Raw genomic sequence first — 18,633 nt, 5'->3', positions numbered from 1 at the left:
TTTTAATTCCTTTTAAGAGCGCCTAAAGCGATTGAAAATTTGCCTTCAACAGCAATTTCATCTTGAACGAATGCTGTGCCTTTAAACCAAATAAAAGGCCCTCTTCTTTTCTCAATTGTGACTTCGAAGCGAACAGTGTCATTTGGACCAGTTGGTTTACGAAAGCGTACTTCATCTATTGTGGCAAGAACGCCTAATTTTTCTTCGAAAATTTTATCCTCTTCGCGGATGTAAGCAATTAAAACAGCTCCAGTTTGAGCCATTGCTTCAATATAGTACACCCCAGGGAAAATTGGATTTTTAGGAAAGTGGCCCGCAAAAACGGGGTCCGTGACGCGATGAGTTTTACTGGAGATAATTTTATCTCTATTCGGAATCTCATTTACAGTGTCAATTAAAAGCAAAGGATCTCGGTGGGGAATATATTTTTTAATTTTTTCAAGATCCATAAATACTTTGGGCTGAGATTCTTTCATAAAATTTTCTCCTCTAATCATTTTATGATTTTTTATTTGTTTGCTTTACGATTTTATTGAGAGTTGCGGCATAAATAGCCCATTCTTTGTAAGGGCGTGCAGGTGATCCTCCCCAAAATTGCTCAGGAGGAATATTTTTTGAAACTCCACTTTGAGCGGAGATGGTTACTTTATCGCCTATTTTGACATGTCCTGCGACACCAACTTGTCCTGCCATTACAACTTTATTTCCAACAATTGTAGAGCCGGCAATTCCAACTTGTGCTGCTATAAAACAAAGTTCACCTACTACAACATTATGTGCAATCATAACTAAATTATCGATTTTTGTTTGACGACCAATTTTAGTATCAAACAGAGCGCCTCTATCTATAGTTGAATTTGCGCCAATTTCAACATCATCTTCAATTAAAACACCACCTATCTGAGGAATTTTAACATTTTCATTCGTATCAGCAGCAAAACCAAAACCATCTCCGCCTACTACAGCGCCGGGATTTAAAATACATCTGTCACCAACACGACACCCTTCACGGATTACAACATTGGGATATAAAATACAATCATCACCTATAGTACTTGCAGCGCCAACAAAACAATTAGAATAAATAACTGAATTAGCACCAATGCGTACACCAGGAGCAATAAAAACAAAAGGAAAAATTGTTGCTGTAGGGTGAATTTCTGCTGATTTATCTATTATTGCTTGTTCAGATATACCTTGGAATGGGTGTAAAGGTTTAAAGAATTTTTGTGAGATTTTTGCTAAAGTGACATGAGGATTATCACTTACAATCAGTCCAGTAGAAGTCTTTTCTCCTAATAATTCTGCTGTTTTTCTAGAGCAAATAATTGCTCCTGCTTGTGAGCTATAAATTTCATCAATATATTTATCATTAATTAGAAATGAAATTTGTTCTTTATTGGCTCTATTTAATGGAGCAATACCTGAAAATTTAACTTCTTTGGAATGAAAATTGATAACTTCACAATTTGATATTTGAATAATATCATTTATTGATAAGTTGTTCATTTAATTTGTACCTTTTGCTTTGGCTTTTACTTTGAATTTTTTGTTATAAGAAGCTACTACTTTTGGAGTGAGATCCACAGCATTTTTAGCATATAAAACAACTCCAGCACCTCTATCAAAAACAGCATCGTAATCTTCAGGTTCTGATATCTCTCTGATTATACCAATCATATTTTGAAATATTTGCTGGCTTGCTTTAAGTTCTTTTTGGCGAATTTCTTGTTCAAAGCTAATTTGTGAACTTTGCATTTTTTGAAGTTTTGCTTGAAATTCTTTTTGCTTAGCTTGCTTGTCTGAGTCAGAAAGAATGGATTGTTGAGCCTGGAATTCTTCTTCAAGTTTTTTAAGATCGTTTTGTTGAGCAAGAATATTTTTTCTTTTTTCTTCAAAATCTTTTTCCATAACAGCTTTTTCTGCTTTGCCTTCATCTGTTTGAAGAATAGCAGCTTGGACATCGACGACACCAATTTTAAGTTTAGGAGATTTATCTGCAGCATAGGAATGAATGCTAATTGCATTTGATAGTGTTAATATTGCGAATGAAATAAGAGAAAAGTTTTTCTTTTTGCTAAACATAATAAATACCTCCGGATTTTGCGAATCGATTTTTAATTCTATCACATGTTGTTGTTAAAACTATCAGTTCCAATTGAGAAGATAAAATGAGCTTTGCCAATATTTCCTTGTTCAATAGGGAATGCCCATTCAAAGCGAAAGGGTGCAATTGGTGTCGTCCATCTGAAACCAAATCCGATATCGTATTTAATTTTATCAAATGAAAAAGTATCATAGTCATCCAATACAGTACCTGCTTCTCCAAATGTAACTAAACGTAAACCTGCTTGTGGAATGATAGGTACAAAATATTCAATAACTCCATAGAAACTTCTGTTACCACCGATAGTAAAGGTTGTTGTTTGACCTGTTATTGGTGAAATCGCAACATTGGCAGTGGTTGTAAGAGCTTCTCCCGGGCCTGAATAACCTTTCATATAATAAGAGTTTCCTAGTGTAAGGCGTTCCCAATAGGGAACAGATTTACTCTTGCTCGTTTGGTAAACAAATTTTGGTTGAAATGCAATTCTAAAATTTGTTCTATAATTATCGCTAAAATCAAGAGGAATATACAAGGCTCCAAGAGCAGACATTGTACCAAATTTATATTGGCCACCGAAGAGATCAAAACCAAAAGCATTTGAACCTGATAAAAAGAGACCTGAGGTTGGACTCACATAGTTGTCTGTGATGTCATATGTCAGAGTTTGAGAAATTTTTTCTGTTCTACCTGAGGCATAGAATTTTTGGGTCAATGGAACACTTGGGTCCGTATTTGTTTCTGAAATGTTATAACCTAAACTAAAGCGAAGATTTTCAAGAATTTCTCTACCTATATTTAAACCGAATGTATTGGTTGTTTGCGTTATGTATACTTGTTCTATTGAAGATGAAGTCGTTACTGACTGTTCATTTAACGATGTTGATAAGCTGGTGCCAAAGCTCCATGGACCATCATATATGCTCGGATTGCCAAAATTAAGACTCAAAGTGTAGTTAACAGATCCGTTGCTGCGAGGGCTGGGACTGATTTGTACATTAGCGCCAATACCATAAGCTTTTCCAATAAGATTGCGTTCTTGATATTGTAATTGGCCAAAAAAGGACAGCCCAGAGGAACCATTTGTGTCTGGTGAGGCCCCTAAAGATGCTGAAAGTGAGCCCGTTGATTTTTCTTTAACAAGCACTTTAATATCAACTGCATTATGTGCTTGGTCAGGCTCTTGGACAAGTTGCACAGATTCAAAGTAACCAAGTTTTTCTATTAAACTTTTACTTTTTTCGATTTTTGTTGCATTAAATAATTGTCCTTCGGTTATTTTAATTGCTCTTCGAATGACATTATCACGTGTTTTTACGTTACCTTCGATAGAGATTTTGCGTATATAAGTTTTTTCACCTTTTGTTATTGTATAATTTATATTATATAATTTTTTTGCTCTATCAATATTAAATGTTGGGTAAATATAAGCAAATGCATACCCTTGGTCACCATATATGATTTTTAAATTCTTCATATCGTAATTAAATTTTGAAATACGATAAATTTCTTTTTCTTTGAGAAGAAGTTTGTTTTTTATTTCCTCTTCATTCTCAATTAGATCTCCAAGTATTTTAATGTTACCTATATTAAATCTTTCGCCTTCTTCAATAAAAAATGACACATTAATATCTTTTTTATTTCTTGTGAGACGTGAAATTGGTGCGATGACAGTGCTTTCTGCATAGCCATTGTCGCGATAATAATAAGTAATATTTTGCTGATCGGCTGCTACATATTCATCTCTAAATAAGCCTGATGATGTTAGTATTGAGTTCCATGAATAAGGCTTTGTTACCATAAAGGACTGCAATTCTGAATCACTAAAATAATCGTTCCCTAGAAGATTTACTTTTCTGACTTCAATGGGTGTATTTTCTTTTATTTTAAAAATAATATCTACAGAGCCAGATTGTGTAGATTCTAAAGTATATGAAGCTTTTGCTAAATAATATCCTTTTTCAATATACGCTTGCTCGATAGATCTTAAATCTTGCGACAGTTTTTTTTCATCAACGATTGTATACTTTTTGGTAACAATTTTATCTTTTAGCGAAGATGAGCTTACAATATCAAAACCTTCGTACAAAATATCATGTACCGTAGGCTTTTCAATGACTGAAATTATGAGCTCACCATTTTCACCTAAGTCAAATTTAACATCTTGGAAATAGCTGCTCGAAAATATGCTTTTTATATCTTTTGCAACAGCATTCGCAGTTAAGTTTGTTCCCTGCTTAATAGACATTAAATTTAAAATAGCTTCATTTGTTACAGTTTTATTACCAATTATGGTAATTTTAGAAACCACACCATGCAGAGCCTGTGCGGTGGGTTGCTGGAGAGGTGTTTGTGCGATGACTTGACCAGCAAGCGCAAGAACCAGGCTTGATGTACCAAAAATGAACGTTTTATCTAAGAACCGGTATTTTTTTAAGCCAAACATTTCTATAATACTCGCATCAACAAGACGGAAAAGAGATCAACGAAGCTGCACTATTCACCATCTAGGTTTATTTTGCAAACTGTGACTTCCTGCAGAGAAGTTCAGATGAAGGCAATAAGCTGGGTTAGCTACTTTGTTCATCAGAAAGGATGAGGCCATCGCGTAAGCTAATTCGACGTGGCAAAGAAGCAGCAAATTCTTTATTATGTGTTACGACTAACACAGTCGATTTTAAACTTAGATTTATTTCTTTAAAAAGTGCATGAATATGTGAAGCATTTTTCGAATCTAAGTTTCCAGAAGGTTCATCTGCAAGTAAAAGAATAGGGTCATTAATAAGTGAGCGTGCTATAGCTACTCTCTGCTGCTCTCCACCACTCAATTGACTTGGAAAATGTGTTTCTCTTTTTGCTAAACCGACTTTTTCAAGGAGAATTTTGGCTTTTTCTCTGACTTTTTTCTCTGAGAAGCCAGCAATTAAACCAGGCATCATTGTGTTTTCAAGTGCATTAAATTCAGGTAATAAATTGTTGTGCTGAAAGACAAAACCTATATGTAAATTACGGAAAGTGCTTACTGATTTATCTTTTTTCTCAAATGGATTTTTTCCATCTATTAATATTTTCCCAGAAGTAGGTGAATCTAAAGTTCCTAAAATATGTAAGAGTGTGCTTTTGCCAGAGCCGCTTTCACCAACAACAGCAACTGCTTCTCCTTTATTAATTTTAAAGGAAATGCCTGCAAGTGCGTTGAGAACACCCTCGCCTACTTGGTAGCTTTTACGTAAGCTTTCAACTTGAACTGCTATCACTTTTGCTCCAATAAAAATTAATTTCTCACTGAAAGAACTTCGATTACATCAAGATTTCTCACTTCAATTGCGGGCCAAACTGCGGCAAGCATAGCCAAAAGAATACTCCCTAATGAAATGAAAATGATCTCATAAATATCAATGAGAACGGGTAAAGGTTTGCTAGAATAAGATGTTGTAATAAAAGGAATTTGATAATTATGAATGAAATAAAGAGCAACGCCACCTATTAAGAGCCCAAGCAGGACCCCCGCAAATCCAATAAGGAATCCTTGCCAAAGAAAAAGTTTGCTTAAATCAGATTGTTCAAAGCCTAAACTTCTTAAAATTGCCATTTCATTTGATTTTCTCCGAATCGTAAGCAGTAGAGATATGGATATGCTGAAGCAACTGACAAGAATGATCATAAGCATGACAAAACTCATTCCAAATCTTTCTAATGTGAGCACTTTAAGTAAAGCACTATTAGATTCAGTCCAAGGTTTACTGCGGAGACCTTGTGGCAATAAAGTTTTATCTAGAACTTTTGCAATTCGATCGGCCTCTAGTGGTTTCTTTAATTTTAATTGAAGGCCAAGCCAAGATTTTTCATTTTGAAAAAAAAGATTTGCTGTTTTAAGTGAAGTGAAAACTCTTTTTTGATTAAAAGAAAAATTACCTGAATTGATATAACCAGCAATGACAACAGGAAATTGAGTCGGAGCAAATCCGCCAATGCCATCATCTGGCACAGTGGAAACTAAAGTTAAACTGTCGCCAACATGGAGGCCTAATTGATTCATAAGATCAAAAGTCAAGATTACAGTTGGAAATAGATCCGATTTTGTAATATTTTCAGCAGGTAATTTTCTATTTAAAATATTTAAAGTAATATCATCAGAAATATATTTTTGTAAGTTGAGAGTTCCTTCTGCTTGTGTCGGGTCTATTCCTTCTAATCGTGCCATTGCACCTCGAGAGCCTGACTGCAGAATTACATCTCCGCTTTGATAAGGTGAAATGGCAATTACTTCATCGGAGAGCGAAAGAATTTGGTCCATAAGTTCAGTATTTTCTGGAATCTGTTTCGCTCTTTCAGTTGAAACAACTTCAATGTGTGCTTGCATGTTAAGGAGGTGAGATTTTATGTTTGTTACAAATCCTCCCATAACACTTAAGACGACTGTAAAGGCAAAAACACCGATGGCAACACCAAGAACTGGCAATAGTACTCCTATGGCTGAAGCGCTTCTGCGCGATTTGCTTGCCCAAGATGATATGAGATAGCGATGGAGTAAAAAACGTATTGCTTTTGAATTTGCAGCCATTCTATTTCCCTAAAAAAAGTGCTAAGAGGATCGCGAATGAACATCAATATGTGTTTACAAGGTTCGGCAATAGTGTACAAGATGGAAGCACTAAAAAGGAGATGAAATAAATTTTATCTTCTTATTTTTTGTTTCAAATAAACACTGATAAGGCTTCTATTTTAGATATATAGGAAAGAAATTAAGTATGCCTTTTGTAACTCCGAATGAACTTCACAACAATACCGCATCAAATAAAAAGAATATTACACTAGCTGGAGCTAAACTTTTTGGAGTTTCCGAAGAAAACTTTACAAATTGGCGTTGGCAGATGAAGAATCAAGTTCAATCTGCTGAAGATCTTATCAATATTCTTAAAATATCCGAAAATGAAAAAATAGCCTTTCTAGAATTAAAAGATAAATTTCATGCGGGAATCAGTCCATATGCTATTGCACTTATGGATTTTTCTAATGAATTTGATCCTGTTCGATTGCAGTTGATGCCAAGAATGGAAGAGTTAAAAGATAAATATGGAGTTCCAGATCCACTCAATGAGGTGTTGAATTCTCCAGTAAAAGAAGTTGTGCATGTTTATAAAGATCGAATTGCTTGGTGCGTTGCTCAACTATGTCCTGTTTATTGCCGTTATTGTTTTAGAAAACGTCGTGATGGCGAAGAAGGTTTACATTTTAATCCCAAAATAATTGATAAAGGTATAGAATATATTTCATCGAATAAAAATATTCGAGATGTGTTAATAACTGGTGGAGATCCATTTATTGGGCACGATACAACGATTGAAAATTTATTAAAAAGGTTACGTGAAATACCGCATGTTGAAATTATAAGATTTGGAACAAGGACACCTGTTTCGTTACCTTATCGAATCACTGAAGAATTTGCAGATATGCTTGCAAAATATCATCCTATTTGGATAAATACTCACTTTAATTCTGTGCAAGAACTCACGCCAGAAGCAGCTAGCGCCATAGATACACTGCTCAGGAGAGGTATTCCCGTTGGTAATCAATCTGTATTTTTAAAAGATATCAATGATTCGGTTGATAAAATGCGTGCGCTAGTCAATGGACTCGTCCGTTTGCGAGCAAGGCCTTATTATATTTATCATCCACAAATCGTTGAAGGATCAGAACATCTCCGTATACCAATAGAAAAAGGTCTTGATATTATGAGAGGCTTAAGAGGATCCACCACTGGTTTTGCTAATCCACAATATGTTTTAGACACTCCAACAGGCAAAATTCCTCTTTCACCAAATCATGTCTTAGCTAGAGAAGGTGAAAACGTTATTGTGGAACAGTTGAATAAAATACCTTGGGCTGAACCAAGTCCATTAAATGGATATATTTCAGAAAGACCTCTCCCTGAATTGAGCTTTCCCAATGCAGAAAGAATTTTTGCAAAAAATAATTAAAAAACTAAATATTATTATTGTAAATTCAAGAGCATTTCATCCTCCTTGTTAATTCCCTTGTCCTGTAATATGTAAACTGATGAGAAATCTTTTTTCACTTCTGTTTTGTTCAGGGGGTTATTCTAGTATGCATAAATTATCAATTAAAGTTCCAAATAATGAAATTATAATCAATCCTAAAGATATTGCTTCTGAATGGGAAAAATATTCTGAAGCAGTTCAGAAAGTTCCAAAAAATTTAGATATTCCAATGATCATAAATGGGAAAAAAATTTATTCTACAAAAAAAGTCAAAAATTTAAATCCTTCGAATGGAGAAGCTATTGGCACATATCAACAAGCAGACTCTTCCCATGCTCAACAAGCAATTGAAGCAGCATTAAATGCTAAAATGAGTTGGGCTGCTTTATCACCCTCAGCGCGTATTCAAAAATTTCGTGATCTTGAAGTCATTCTTGTAAAATGGAAATACGAATTGTGTGCAACTTCAAGTGTAGAGTGTGGGTATAATTCTTTTGAAACATATGTTGAATGGGCAGAACTTTTGGATTTTGTCCGTTTTAATAATTATTATTATGCTGAATTATTAACGGAACAAATGGGTGATGGTTGGGGAGAAACAAATCAATTGCAACTTAGACCTTTAAAAGGCTTTACCTGTGCTGTTTCTCCCTTTAATTTTCCACAAGCAATTGGTTATAATTTGCCATTGTCAATGGCATTAACTGGAAATACAGTGGTTTGGAAACCATCTGATGATTCTGTTTTAAGTGGATATCTTTTAATGTTAGCTTTGGATGAAGCAGGCTTTCCTCCTGGGGTTATCAATATGATTACGGGTGATGGTAAGCCTTGTCTTCCTACTGTATTGACACACCCTGAATTAACTGCTGTCAATTTTACTGGAAGTTTTGCAACGGCCAAAGCATTTTCTAATTATTTATACAGTTCTGAATATCCTAGAAAAAACTTTCCTCGTTACGTTGCAGAAACAGGCGGGAAAGATTTTTTAGTTGCTGATAAAGATATAGATACTCTCGATACAGCGCGTTGTATTGTGCAAGGAGCTTTTGGTCGTAGCGGACAAAAATGTTCTGCAAACAGTGTTGGAATTATTGATGAACATATCTGGCCTGAGTTAAAAGAAATCCTTATTAAAGAAACAAATGCATTAAATGTATGCAATGCTGTAGAAAAAAAATGCGATGTAGGACCAGTTATCAATGAGCGTCAATTCGATAAAATTGCATCATTTATTGAGCGCGCTAAAAATGATAAAAATTGTAAAGTTATTGTCGGAGGCAATTGCGATAAGAAAAATGGATTTTATGTGTCACCAACCATTATAGAAGTTAATGCTGATAAACATGAACTTTTATCCGAAGAAATATTTGGTCCAGTCATTGCAATTAAAACTTACAAGAAATTCGAAGAAATTGTTCCTATTATTGAACAGCACAATTATCGTTTAACAGGCAGTGTAATCAGTCGTAATGAGACTTTCCTTGAAAAGGCAATCCCAATTTTAAGTCAATATGCTGGTAACTTTTATGTAAATAGAAAAACAACAGGGGCGATCGTAAACATGCAGCCTTTTGGTGGCGATGGCGCCAGTGGAACGAATGGCAAAGCGGGTGGCAAATGGTATTTATTAAACTTTGTCTCACAAGGATTAATAACTCGTAGACATATGCGCTCTACAACGCCAACAGCAATGGAGAAGATAGTCCAGTTTTAATAAGGGGAATTAAATATTCTTTTTTATAACTACAAGAGTAACATCATCTTCAATTAATTTGCCATTGTAGTGAATATAAGCATTCTCAATAATATCTTGCATTAAAATTGAACTTGCAAAATTGATATAATTCTTATTTTTTATGATCTTCTTAATATTATTTTCCCCATATGGAATTTCTTTATCATTCATATTTTCAACCAGTCCATCTGTGAAAAGAATGAGTATCGTCTTATCTGTAAATTCATAAGTATTTATTTTAATGTTATCAATATCGCTGTAATCAATCTTATTGCCTAGGCGATATCCTCCTAGAACGAGCCTCTTCACTGTCCAACTTTCCGATTCAGTGTAATCCACTAAGAATGGAAAATTATGAGCAGCATTGATAAAACTAAAACTTTTTAAATCCTCATCAAAAATTACAAGACCCATTGTCATAAAAAATTTATCATTTTCAATTTTATTTATAAAATTACTTAGGTCTATATAAATTTTTTTAAGAGAATCTATATCATCTAATTTAGAAGTAGAAACCGATTCCATAAAGCCTGACACGGCTGAAGCTATAACAGCACTGCCAGCTCCATGACCTGTGACATCGCCAATTAAGATCATTTTTTTATTACCAAATTTATATATTCCCCAAAGATCACCTCCAACGCTCACTGCGCTCTGATAGTAATAGGCAAGATCCAATTTGTCGTCAAAACTCTTTATAAGTTCTACTTTTGGTAAAAGATTCCCCATAACCATTTTTGCAGCATTCATTTCGAATTCAAGTTTTTTATTTGTTTCAAATATGAGTTTATTTTTAATTTCAAGTTCATTGAATTGTTTTACAATTTGATTAACTAATGGTCTAAAAATAAAAAGAGATTCTACTAGCAGTGTCAAAAGAGTTATAATGAGAATAGCGCGAGAGAATTTTATTATTCGTTGTATATCATCCTTGCTCTTTTGGGAAAAATTTTCAACATTTTTGTTTAAATTAGATAATAAATTTGAAATATAATTATAGCTAAAATTTTGGGAGAATTTTTTACAATTATCATTTGTAGCACAATCGATTGCTGAGTTGATAAAATAATTGATTTTATCATGAAAACCATTTTGAGTTGCTTTTTGCAATCCAAGTTCAGTTTCTTTTTGCTCTAAATAAATATTTGACTCACGCATAAGATTAGACAATTTTATGATTTCTTTTTTAATCTCAAACTTATTTTTTTCTATGTTATTGAAATTACAATAGCAAAGCAGTGTGATTCTTTGACTGAGCATCCTTTGCCGACCTGATATATTAATTATCTCAGAAAATTTATCTTGTTCTGTGATCATACGATCCGTTATCAGATTAGAAACAACGGACATTATGGCAATAATTATGAGGGCAGCAAGATATCTTGAAATTATGAATAATTTAATATTTTTTTTGTAAAATCTCGCATGGCCTCTTATTCAAATTATACTTTTTATATAATCGTTTATTTTGAAATAAATAATAAGTTATTTATTTCAAAATAATGGCTGTAGGTAAATATTAATTAGAGGTTATTTATCGTTTTTAATATCGTTTCTTCATCATTTATAATGGTTAAATGAGAATAATTTTCAGAATTAATAATGGTCAATTGTTCTTTACTGGTCAATAGATAAGAAATATTATTATCTTTCAATTCATGAATGTAGGAATTGAGTTCCGAAGGATTGTATTCATTTTCTTTCATAGCCTTTAGTAAGAATATTTTAGAATAATGCAATTTCGTACTTAATTTCTGTTCAATTAATTCATTTTCTAAAGAAAATATATTTAAAACATTGTGACAATCGCTTTCGTAAAGCCCTTGTTTAAAAGCTTCTTTTAGATATAACGTTTTAAATGTAGCAAAGTCAGGTTTAAAGCTTTTCATATACTCATCTTGATAAAAAGTATCTAAAAGAAAAATTTTTATATTCTTAACATTTTGTCTTTCTAAGAGACTCGCTATTTCTAAACAGATATATCCTCCCAATGACCAGCCAAATAAATTAACACTCTGTTCTTTTTTTTGTTCGATTTTTCTTAGAATATGTTCAAGGTAAAATGAGGCCAATGTTTTTAAACTAGAAATTTTTTCCTCATTATATAAATTATAAGAATCTAAGCCGAAACAATGACAATTATTATCGAATGCTTGAGCTAATTTTACATAGACTTCACAACCAGTGCGTGCAGGATGAACCATAAATAGAGATGGCATTTCAATGGCAGTATTCAATTCAATAATTGCTTTGTAACTTGGTTTATATTGTAAGACTTTCTTGGCGATTTCAGCAATATTTTTGCTAAGAAAAACATCTATAAGTTTGATTTTTACAGAAAATGTTTGATTTAAATTATTGACAAATTTAAGCGAAAGTATGCTGTTTCCACCAAATTGAAAAAAGTTATCGTAGATGCCAATGCATGCAATTGGAATTTGAAACATTTCTGAGAATATTTTGCAAATCTGCAATTCAATCGCATTGCGTGGTGGAGATTTTTCCATTTTAAGAGAAATATTTAATTTTAATAGATTATTTTTATCCACTTTCCCGCTAGGAAGGAGTGGAAGTGTCTCGAGTTGAAAAAATAGATCAGGAATCATATATGAAGGTAGTTTCTGACTTAAATATGTTAATAAATTATTTTCATTTATTTTATCTTTTGCGACATAATAGCAGACAATAGCATTATTTTCATTTATGCTTTTAATTAAAACTATAACTTGAAAAATATTTTTAAAAGTTAATATTGCATTCTCTATTTCACTCAATTCAATCCGGAATCCTCTCACTTTCTTCTGTGAGTCATTACGGCCAATAAATTCATATAGTCCATTTGTCATGACTCTTACGAGATCGCCTGTTTTATAAATTCGAGCGTTGAAATTAATTGATTTTTCATATGCAGTTTGAAATGGATTCTCAATAAAATGCACAGCATTTAATTCATCTCTATTTAAATATCCACGAGCAACACCAATTCCACCAACATATAATTCACCAATTGCACCTAAAGGTAAAACTCTTAAATCATCGCTCAATACATATCCTCGGTAGTTATCAATCGTATCTCCGATCCAATTTACTTCAAGAGATGAATTATATTTATGAAAATGGCTACATACAGTAATTTCCGTAGGACCGTAGAAGTTAATAACTTTAATATTACTTTTGCAGTACTTTTCAAGAATAAAACCATTTACTTTTTCTGCACCTATAAATAATATTTCTAGACTTAAAATAGGCTCTGCTTGGAGAAATGAAGAAGGCAACATAGCTAAATTTATTTTATTATCCGTAATATATTCAGAAATTAATATATAATCTTTGCGAATTTTATTTGTTACAATATGTAAGCAATGTCCTTGAAAAATACTTGATGCGATTTCGAGAATATGCATGTCAAAGACATAATTTGAAAACCAGAGGCAATTCAGTCTTTTTTCTATGCACTCTTGCTCAAAAATATTATAGCATGTTTTTACTAAATTTATTACTCCAATATGCTCGATAAGCACTCCTTTAGGAATACCTGTCGTTCCTGAAGTATAGATGACATATGCTAAATTATTGCCTTTCGTGATCGTTTTCAAATTGTTTTTTCTTTGAGTATATAAAATTTTTTCTGTCTTTTCTAAATCAATATAAATGATGTTTAAAAAATTAGACAAATTTTTATCAATTCTATTTGCAAAAATATTTTCATGAAGAATATTTGTAATTAAAATATTTGCTTTTGTATCGGTTAAAATAAAGTTTATCCTTTCTATAGGAAAATCTGGATCAATGGGCACATAAGCTCCCCCAGCTTTTAAAACAGCAAGAATGCTGATAAGCATATTTTCATCTCGTTCTAGACAGAGAGCTATTAAGGATTCTGGTTTTATGTCGAAATATTTTTGCAAATAATGCGCTAATTGGTTTGCCCTTTGATTGAGTTCAGAGAATGTGAGCTTGTTTCGTTCGCAGACTAATGCAATATTGTCAGAATATTTTTCAACAATATCTTCAAATATTTTATGAATAGTTTTATGATTATACTCCAGTGAAAGAGTATAATCATAATTTTTATTTGAAATTTTATTTTGAAATATTGTTGCATAGTTTATATTATTAATTATGAAATTTTCACGTAGATTATTATTGTTTAAAGAGGAATATTCCTGAAGTATTTTCTTGTAGATATTAATATAATTATTTATTGTCTCTTCGTGAAATAGACTTGTTGCATAATTTAAGCACACTAAAAATTCATTGTTGCTATGTTCAATAATTAAACTCAAATCAAAGCGGGCAGGAGAAAAGAGATGATTAAATTTTTTAAAATACTCTTGAGTTTGAGGAACTAAAAATAAATTATCTATTTCATTTTGATTCGCATTGAATTCTTGCATACTAAATAATACTTGAAATATCGGATGCTTGCTCTGATCACGCGTTAAAACCAATTCATCAACAATTTTTTCGAAAGGTAGATCTTGATATTTCTGCATTTCTATAACATCTCTGGCCAATGATTTTATAAAATCACTTATCTTCATATTGGGGTCAATTTTTGTTCGGATTGCAATTAGATTTGAAAAAAATCCGATTAATTCTGAAGACTCCTGAAGGTGTCTATTTGAAATGGGCGAGCCGATTGTGATATCTCTTTGTCCGCTGAGGCAACTGAGTAAGAGATGAAATGCAGAAATGAAAAGGCTAAAAAGTGAAACTTCTAAATTTTTTGCAAGTTTAATTAAACTATTCGCAAGGTCGGGGGCAATTTTAAAATATATATTTTTGCCTTTATAATCAAACTTTAATGGTCTATTTTTATCAACATGTAGATTTAGTAATTCAAAATTTTCGAGTTTATTTCTCCAAAAAATCTTTTGCCGTTGAATTTCTTCACTTTTTATAAACTCTTTTTGCCAATAGGCATAATCTTTGTATTGTAGTGCTAATGATGGAATAAGCTTATTCTTTTCATTTTCAGAGATTATTTTTTCAAAATAATCATAATGAATAGATAATTCTTTTAAAAAGACTCCGATCGACCATCCATCAAATGCAATATGATGAATGCAGATACAAATAAAGCAGTCATAAATTTCTGGATTTAATTTTAATTTAAATATTGATATTCTAATAGGAATTTCTTTACTTAAATTAAAAATATAATTTACTTCATCCTGAAGTGAATTTTCTAATTCATTCATTGTTAGGCAATCATAATTATTTATTTTTAATTCTATATCTTTAATTGACAAGGGTTTTTGGTAGATGATTTTTGTATTTGATTCAAGTATTATAGTATGTAAAATTTCATGTCGAACAATAATCTGAAGAATTGATTTTTTCAATGATTCTTGATTTAAATTTTGAGGTAGACGATAAAACATTGGAATATTATAGCTGCTCTGCCCTTCACTTAATTTATCAATAAACCAAAGTCTTTCTTGAGCAAAAGACAGGCAATATTCTTCAGGATTTAAAAAGTTTATTTTTTTAATTTTTGTGTAATTTTTAAAATTATTTAAATTATTTGTCAGATTATGAATGTTTTTATATTTAAATAAATCTTGTATTGTTATATTTAAATCCAATTCGCTGTTCATTTTATTGACGAGTTTAATTGCTATAATACTGTTTCCTCCCAAACTTAAGAAGTTATCTTTAATCCCTAAATTTTCACTAGGATAATCGAGAATTTTGCTCCAGATATCACACAACTTTTTTTCAAGAGGATTTTTGGGTTCAATATAACTATTTATGTCTTTTATTTTATATTCTGGTAGCATTTTCTGATCTAATTTTCCATTTGCATTTAGTGGAAAACTATTAAGATGTACAAAGTAGGATGGTATCATATAATCAGGTAATTTATCGGATAGAAAACTAATTATTTCCTCTGAGCATAATGGTATTTCAGAAATATAATAGCAAATTAATTTTTGAGATAGATTTTCATTAATTTTTGCAATGATATATACTTGTTTTATTCTTTTAAATTGTAAAAGAACATTTTCTATTTCTTCTAATTCTATGCGATAGCCACGAATTTTAACTTGTGAGTCATTACGTCCAATAAATTCAAATTTATTGTTTGGAAGAATTCTTACAAGGTCGCCAGTTTTATATATGCTTGAGAATATATTTTGATTTTTTTCTTCATAAGTTTGAAATGGATTTGGCGTAAATCTGTTCACTGTCAACTCTCTTTGTTTTAAATACCCTCGGCTTAATCCAATTCCGCTTACAAAAAGTTCACCAATTGCACCAATAGGAAGTAAATTTTTATTTTTATCCAGTACATAAAATTTAAAATTTGCAACTGGACTGCCAATGCAGTTTGCTTCTTTGTCATATTTGTATAAGTGGGTTGAGCAAATTACAGTGCTTTCGGTAGGACCATAAGCATTAACAACTTTAATATTATTATTTAAATATTCTTTTAGGATATTTTTATTTATTTTATCTCCACCAATAAATAAATAATCTATTCTAATTATATTTTCTTTGTTCAATATTGCTGGCGTTAGGAGTGCTAAGTTAATATCTTTATTGCTAATATATTCTGATAATAGCTTTAAATCTTTTCTTATGTTATTATTTATTAAGTGCAAACTGTTTCCTATAAAAATACTTGAGCATAATTCCCAGATGAAGGCATCAAACACATAATTTGAGAATCCTAAAACTTGAACTATTTTTTTCTGATAATTTTTCTTAATAAATTCTTTCTGTATAATTGCAAGATTTGTAACACCTTTAGCTTCAATCAAAACTCCTTTTGGAGTTCCTGTCGTACCAGAGGTATAAATGACATATGCTAAATTATCATTTTTTAACGCATAAAATAAATTAGATTTCTTTTCCTTGCTCAGAAGAGTCTGGAGAGAGAGAGTATCAATACTTAATATCTTTGTATTATTAAATTCATTGATAGCTTCTTTATTATTGAAAATATTATTGTATTTATGATTAATTAAAATTAATTTTGCTTCAAGATCTTTCAAAATAAAAGAAAGCCTTTCTCTTGGAATTTCAGGATCAATGGGGACAAAAGCTGCTCCTATTTTTAAGATAGAAAGAATAGAAATGATCATTTGATCATTTCTATCTAAAAAGATCGGAATAATTTGCTCATTTTCAATTTTGAAATTATTAACTAAAAAATGTGCCAATTTATTAGCCATTTGATTGAGGTCTGAAAAAGTTAAGTATTTATTGCCTATAACTAGGGCTGTATTATCAGGTGTTAGATCAACTTGTCTTTCAAATATATCAATAATATGTTCAGTGCAAAATTTTTCAGTTTTGCAAATACGGATTAGGTCTAGACTCTCTTTTTCAGTTAAAATATCATATTCTTTAATGGTTTTTGAAGTGGAATAATAGGTATCTTTTTTTAAAGATCTATCCTTTATTAGTAGTTCTTTATTTGTAATTGTATTTATTACATCGTTATATATTTTAAGATAAGATTCGCAAAAAATATGAATTAATTTTTCTGAAATAATATTTTCTTTAAAATTAACTCTTATATTAATTGTCTGATTAATATGCTCAAATTCAAATATAAAATCATGGGTTAATGCAATGTTTGATCGATTATTCGGTAAGCTGATTAACTCATTAAAAGAATAATTTAATTTCTGTAAAAACGCGTTTGTAAATCCAACGGAAGTAAGCTTATATTTTTCAGGATAATCAATCATATATAGAGGAAAATAGTTGTTTTTTTTATTATCTTTCTTAAGATCTTTAATAAATTCTTTTGCATTTTTAATAATCTCTTCGATAGATATTTTGTCATGAATATAAAATGGAAATAAACTTACATTTACATTTGCTCCATACTCAAGTCCATGAATCTCTTTAATGGCAACAGGGTATGCAAGAAAGAATTTTTCGTGTCGAGTAAATTTGTAAATTGTAATTGCAAAAATTATTTTTGACAGTAAATATGGGGTAATAATATATTTTTTCTTTGCAGACATTATTTTGAAATATAAGTCATCTTTAATTGTTAAATTAAACTCTTTAATGCCAATTATGTCCTGATTTGTGATGTTATTTATATCATGCGAATTTATAGTTTCCCTATTATTATTAAGTAAAAAAGGATCTTTTAAAAATGATGTATCAACATGCGTATAATTATTTATGATATTATCCCAGAACATTTTATTAGATTGATTATTTGCGGCGAGCTCATCTTCTAATTTTGAACGTACATCATTTAATCGATTTTCTTGATCAAATAGGCTCATGCAGTTGCAGTAGGTCAAGTCATTATAGTATTTTGATGTGCTGTTGTATATTTGTGGTCCTGACATGCCATCGACTATTGCATGATGTATAACGAAAATGAATCTATGTGTAGATGAATTTATTTTAAATAGGCCATATCTAAATAATGGCCCATTTTCAAGGTTAAAAGGTTTTTCGATAAAGTTTTTTATCTCGTCTATGTTGTAAGAATTATCAAAATATATTAACTCAATTGTCTTTTCATTTTTTATCCAAAAGTATTCATTTTCAATTTCTTCAATATGTGAATTAAATATGAGAAGTTCATTAACCATTTTTTTTAAAGCATTATTAAGTCTATCAATACTTATATTACCAATTAAATTATGATCATTTATCATATGGTAATCTGAACGATTCGGATTTAATTTCCATTCAATATAAAATGTTTTTTGATATGGTGTAAGTTTAAATTTTTGCATTTATAACTCCAGAATTAATAAATTTTAAAATAATATTAGAATGTATATATAAAATTTAGTAGTATA

The 18,633-nt window shown here is 31.1% G+C and carries 10 protein-coding genes; 2 read left to right on the top strand and 8 right to left on the bottom strand.

Annotated elements, in window-relative coordinates:
- Nucleotides 1-2 precede the first annotated feature (2 nt).
- The 6 genes from fabZ to H7355_RS13375 all read right to left on the bottom strand — a co-directional run bounded on the left by fabZ (nt 3) and on the right by H7355_RS13375 (nt 6,668).
- Entirely contained in the window at nt 3-476 is a 474-nt protein-coding gene (gene fabZ / locus H7355_RS13400) for a 3-hydroxyacyl-ACP dehydratase FabZ (protein ID WP_186648511.1), read from the bottom strand.
- Nucleotides 477-498: 22 nt separating this feature from the next.
- Entirely contained in the window at nt 499-1,509 is a 1,011-nt protein-coding gene (gene lpxD / locus H7355_RS13395; RefSeq protein ID WP_186648503.1) for a UDP-3-O-(3-hydroxymyristoyl)glucosamine N-acyltransferase, read from the bottom strand.
- On the bottom strand, nt 1,510-2,085 hold the full coding sequence (locus H7355_RS13390) for an OmpH family outer membrane protein (RefSeq protein WP_186648501.1): 576 nt from the start codon (nt 2,083-2,085) through the stop codon (nt 1,510-1,512). It abuts the gene before it with no gap.
- Between the two features lie 41 nt (nt 2,086-2,126).
- Nucleotides 2,127-4,550 (bottom strand): outer membrane protein assembly factor BamA, encoded by a 2,424-nt coding sequence (gene bamA / locus H7355_RS13385; RefSeq protein WP_186648499.1) that lies wholly within the window; start codon nt 4,548-4,550, stop codon nt 2,127-2,129.
- A gap of 124 nt (nt 4,551-4,674) precedes the next feature.
- Nucleotides 4,675-5,361: an ABC transporter ATP-binding protein gene (locus tag H7355_RS13380; RefSeq protein WP_186648497.1), complete on the bottom strand. Its 687-nt coding sequence runs from the start codon at nt 5,359-5,361 to the stop codon at nt 4,675-4,677.
- A 17-nt stretch (nt 5,362-5,378) separates the two neighbouring features.
- Nucleotides 5,379-6,668 carry an FtsX-like permease family protein gene (locus H7355_RS13375; protein ID WP_186648495.1) on the bottom strand — a complete coding sequence of 430 codons (1,290 nt, stop codon included), beginning with the start codon at nt 6,666-6,668 and terminating at the stop codon, nt 5,379-5,381.
- 187 nt (nt 6,669-6,855) lie between these two features.
- Here H7355_RS13375 and H7355_RS13370 point away from each other — a divergent pair, with 187 nt between their 5' ends.
- Nucleotides 6,856-8,085, top strand: coding sequence for a KamA family radical SAM protein (locus H7355_RS13370; protein ID WP_186648493.1), 1,230 nt, complete (start codon nt 6,856-6,858; stop codon nt 8,083-8,085).
- A gap of 127 nt (nt 8,086-8,212) precedes the next feature.
- Complete coding sequence (locus H7355_RS13365) at nt 8,213-9,823, top strand: aldehyde dehydrogenase family protein (RefSeq protein WP_186648491.1); 1,611 nt, start codon at nt 8,213-8,215, stop codon at nt 9,821-9,823.
- Between the two features lie 9 nt (nt 9,824-9,832).
- Here the strand turns inward: H7355_RS13365 and H7355_RS13360 are convergent, their stop codons facing one another.
- Together H7355_RS13360 and H7355_RS13355 are read right to left on the bottom strand one after the other, a co-directional pair.
- The gene (locus H7355_RS13360) at nt 9,833-11,161 is read right to left on the bottom strand and encodes a SpoIIE family protein phosphatase (RefSeq protein WP_186648489.1); all 1,329 of its coding nucleotides are present in this window, start codon (nt 11,159-11,161) and stop codon (nt 9,833-9,835) included.
- A gap of 206 nt (nt 11,162-11,367) precedes the next feature.
- Nucleotides 11,368-18,567 carry a non-ribosomal peptide synthetase gene (locus H7355_RS13355; protein ID WP_186648487.1) on the bottom strand — a complete coding sequence of 2,400 codons (7,200 nt, stop codon included), beginning with the start codon at nt 18,565-18,567 and terminating at the stop codon, nt 11,368-11,370.
- Nucleotides 18,568-18,633 lie beyond the last annotated feature (66 nt).

Origin of the sequence: Fluviispira vulneris, assembly GCF_014281055.1 — a bacterium.
GTDB classification, from domain to species: domain Bacteria; phylum Bdellovibrionota_B; class Oligoflexia; order Silvanigrellales; family Silvanigrellaceae; genus Silvanigrella; species Silvanigrella vulneris.
This window is presented reverse-complemented; position numbering and strand designations above follow the sequence as displayed.

Bases quoted from the DNA above. Each gene is read 5' to 3' on its own strand.
- H7355_RS13360 (WP_186648489.1), bottom strand. From the start codon at position 11,161: ATGATCACAGAACAAGATAAATTTTCTGAGATAATTAATATATCAGGT.
- H7355_RS13365 (WP_186648491.1), top strand. From the start codon at position 8,213: ATGCATAAATTATCAATTAAAGTTCCAAATAATGAAATTATAATCAAT.
- H7355_RS13355 (WP_186648487.1), bottom strand. From the start codon at position 18,567: ATGCAAAAATTTAAACTTACACCATATCAAAAAACATTTTATATTGAA.
- H7355_RS13375 (WP_186648495.1), bottom strand. From the start codon at position 6,668: ATGGCTGCAAATTCAAAAGCAATACGTTTTTTACTCCATCGCTATCTC.
- fabZ (WP_186648511.1), bottom strand. From the start codon at position 476: ATGAAAGAATCTCAGCCCAAAGTATTTATGGATCTTGAAAAAATTAAA.
- bamA (WP_186648499.1), bottom strand. From the start codon at position 4,550: ATGTTTGGCTTAAAAAAATACCGGTTCTTAGATAAAACGTTCATTTTT.
- H7355_RS13390 (WP_186648501.1), bottom strand. From the start codon at position 2,085: ATGTTTAGCAAAAAGAAAAACTTTTCTCTTATTTCATTCGCAATATTA.
- H7355_RS13370 (WP_186648493.1), top strand. From the start codon at position 6,856: ATGCCTTTTGTAACTCCGAATGAACTTCACAACAATACCGCATCAAAT.
- lpxD (WP_186648503.1), bottom strand. From the start codon at position 1,509: ATGAACAACTTATCAATAAATGATATTATTCAAATATCAAATTGTGAA.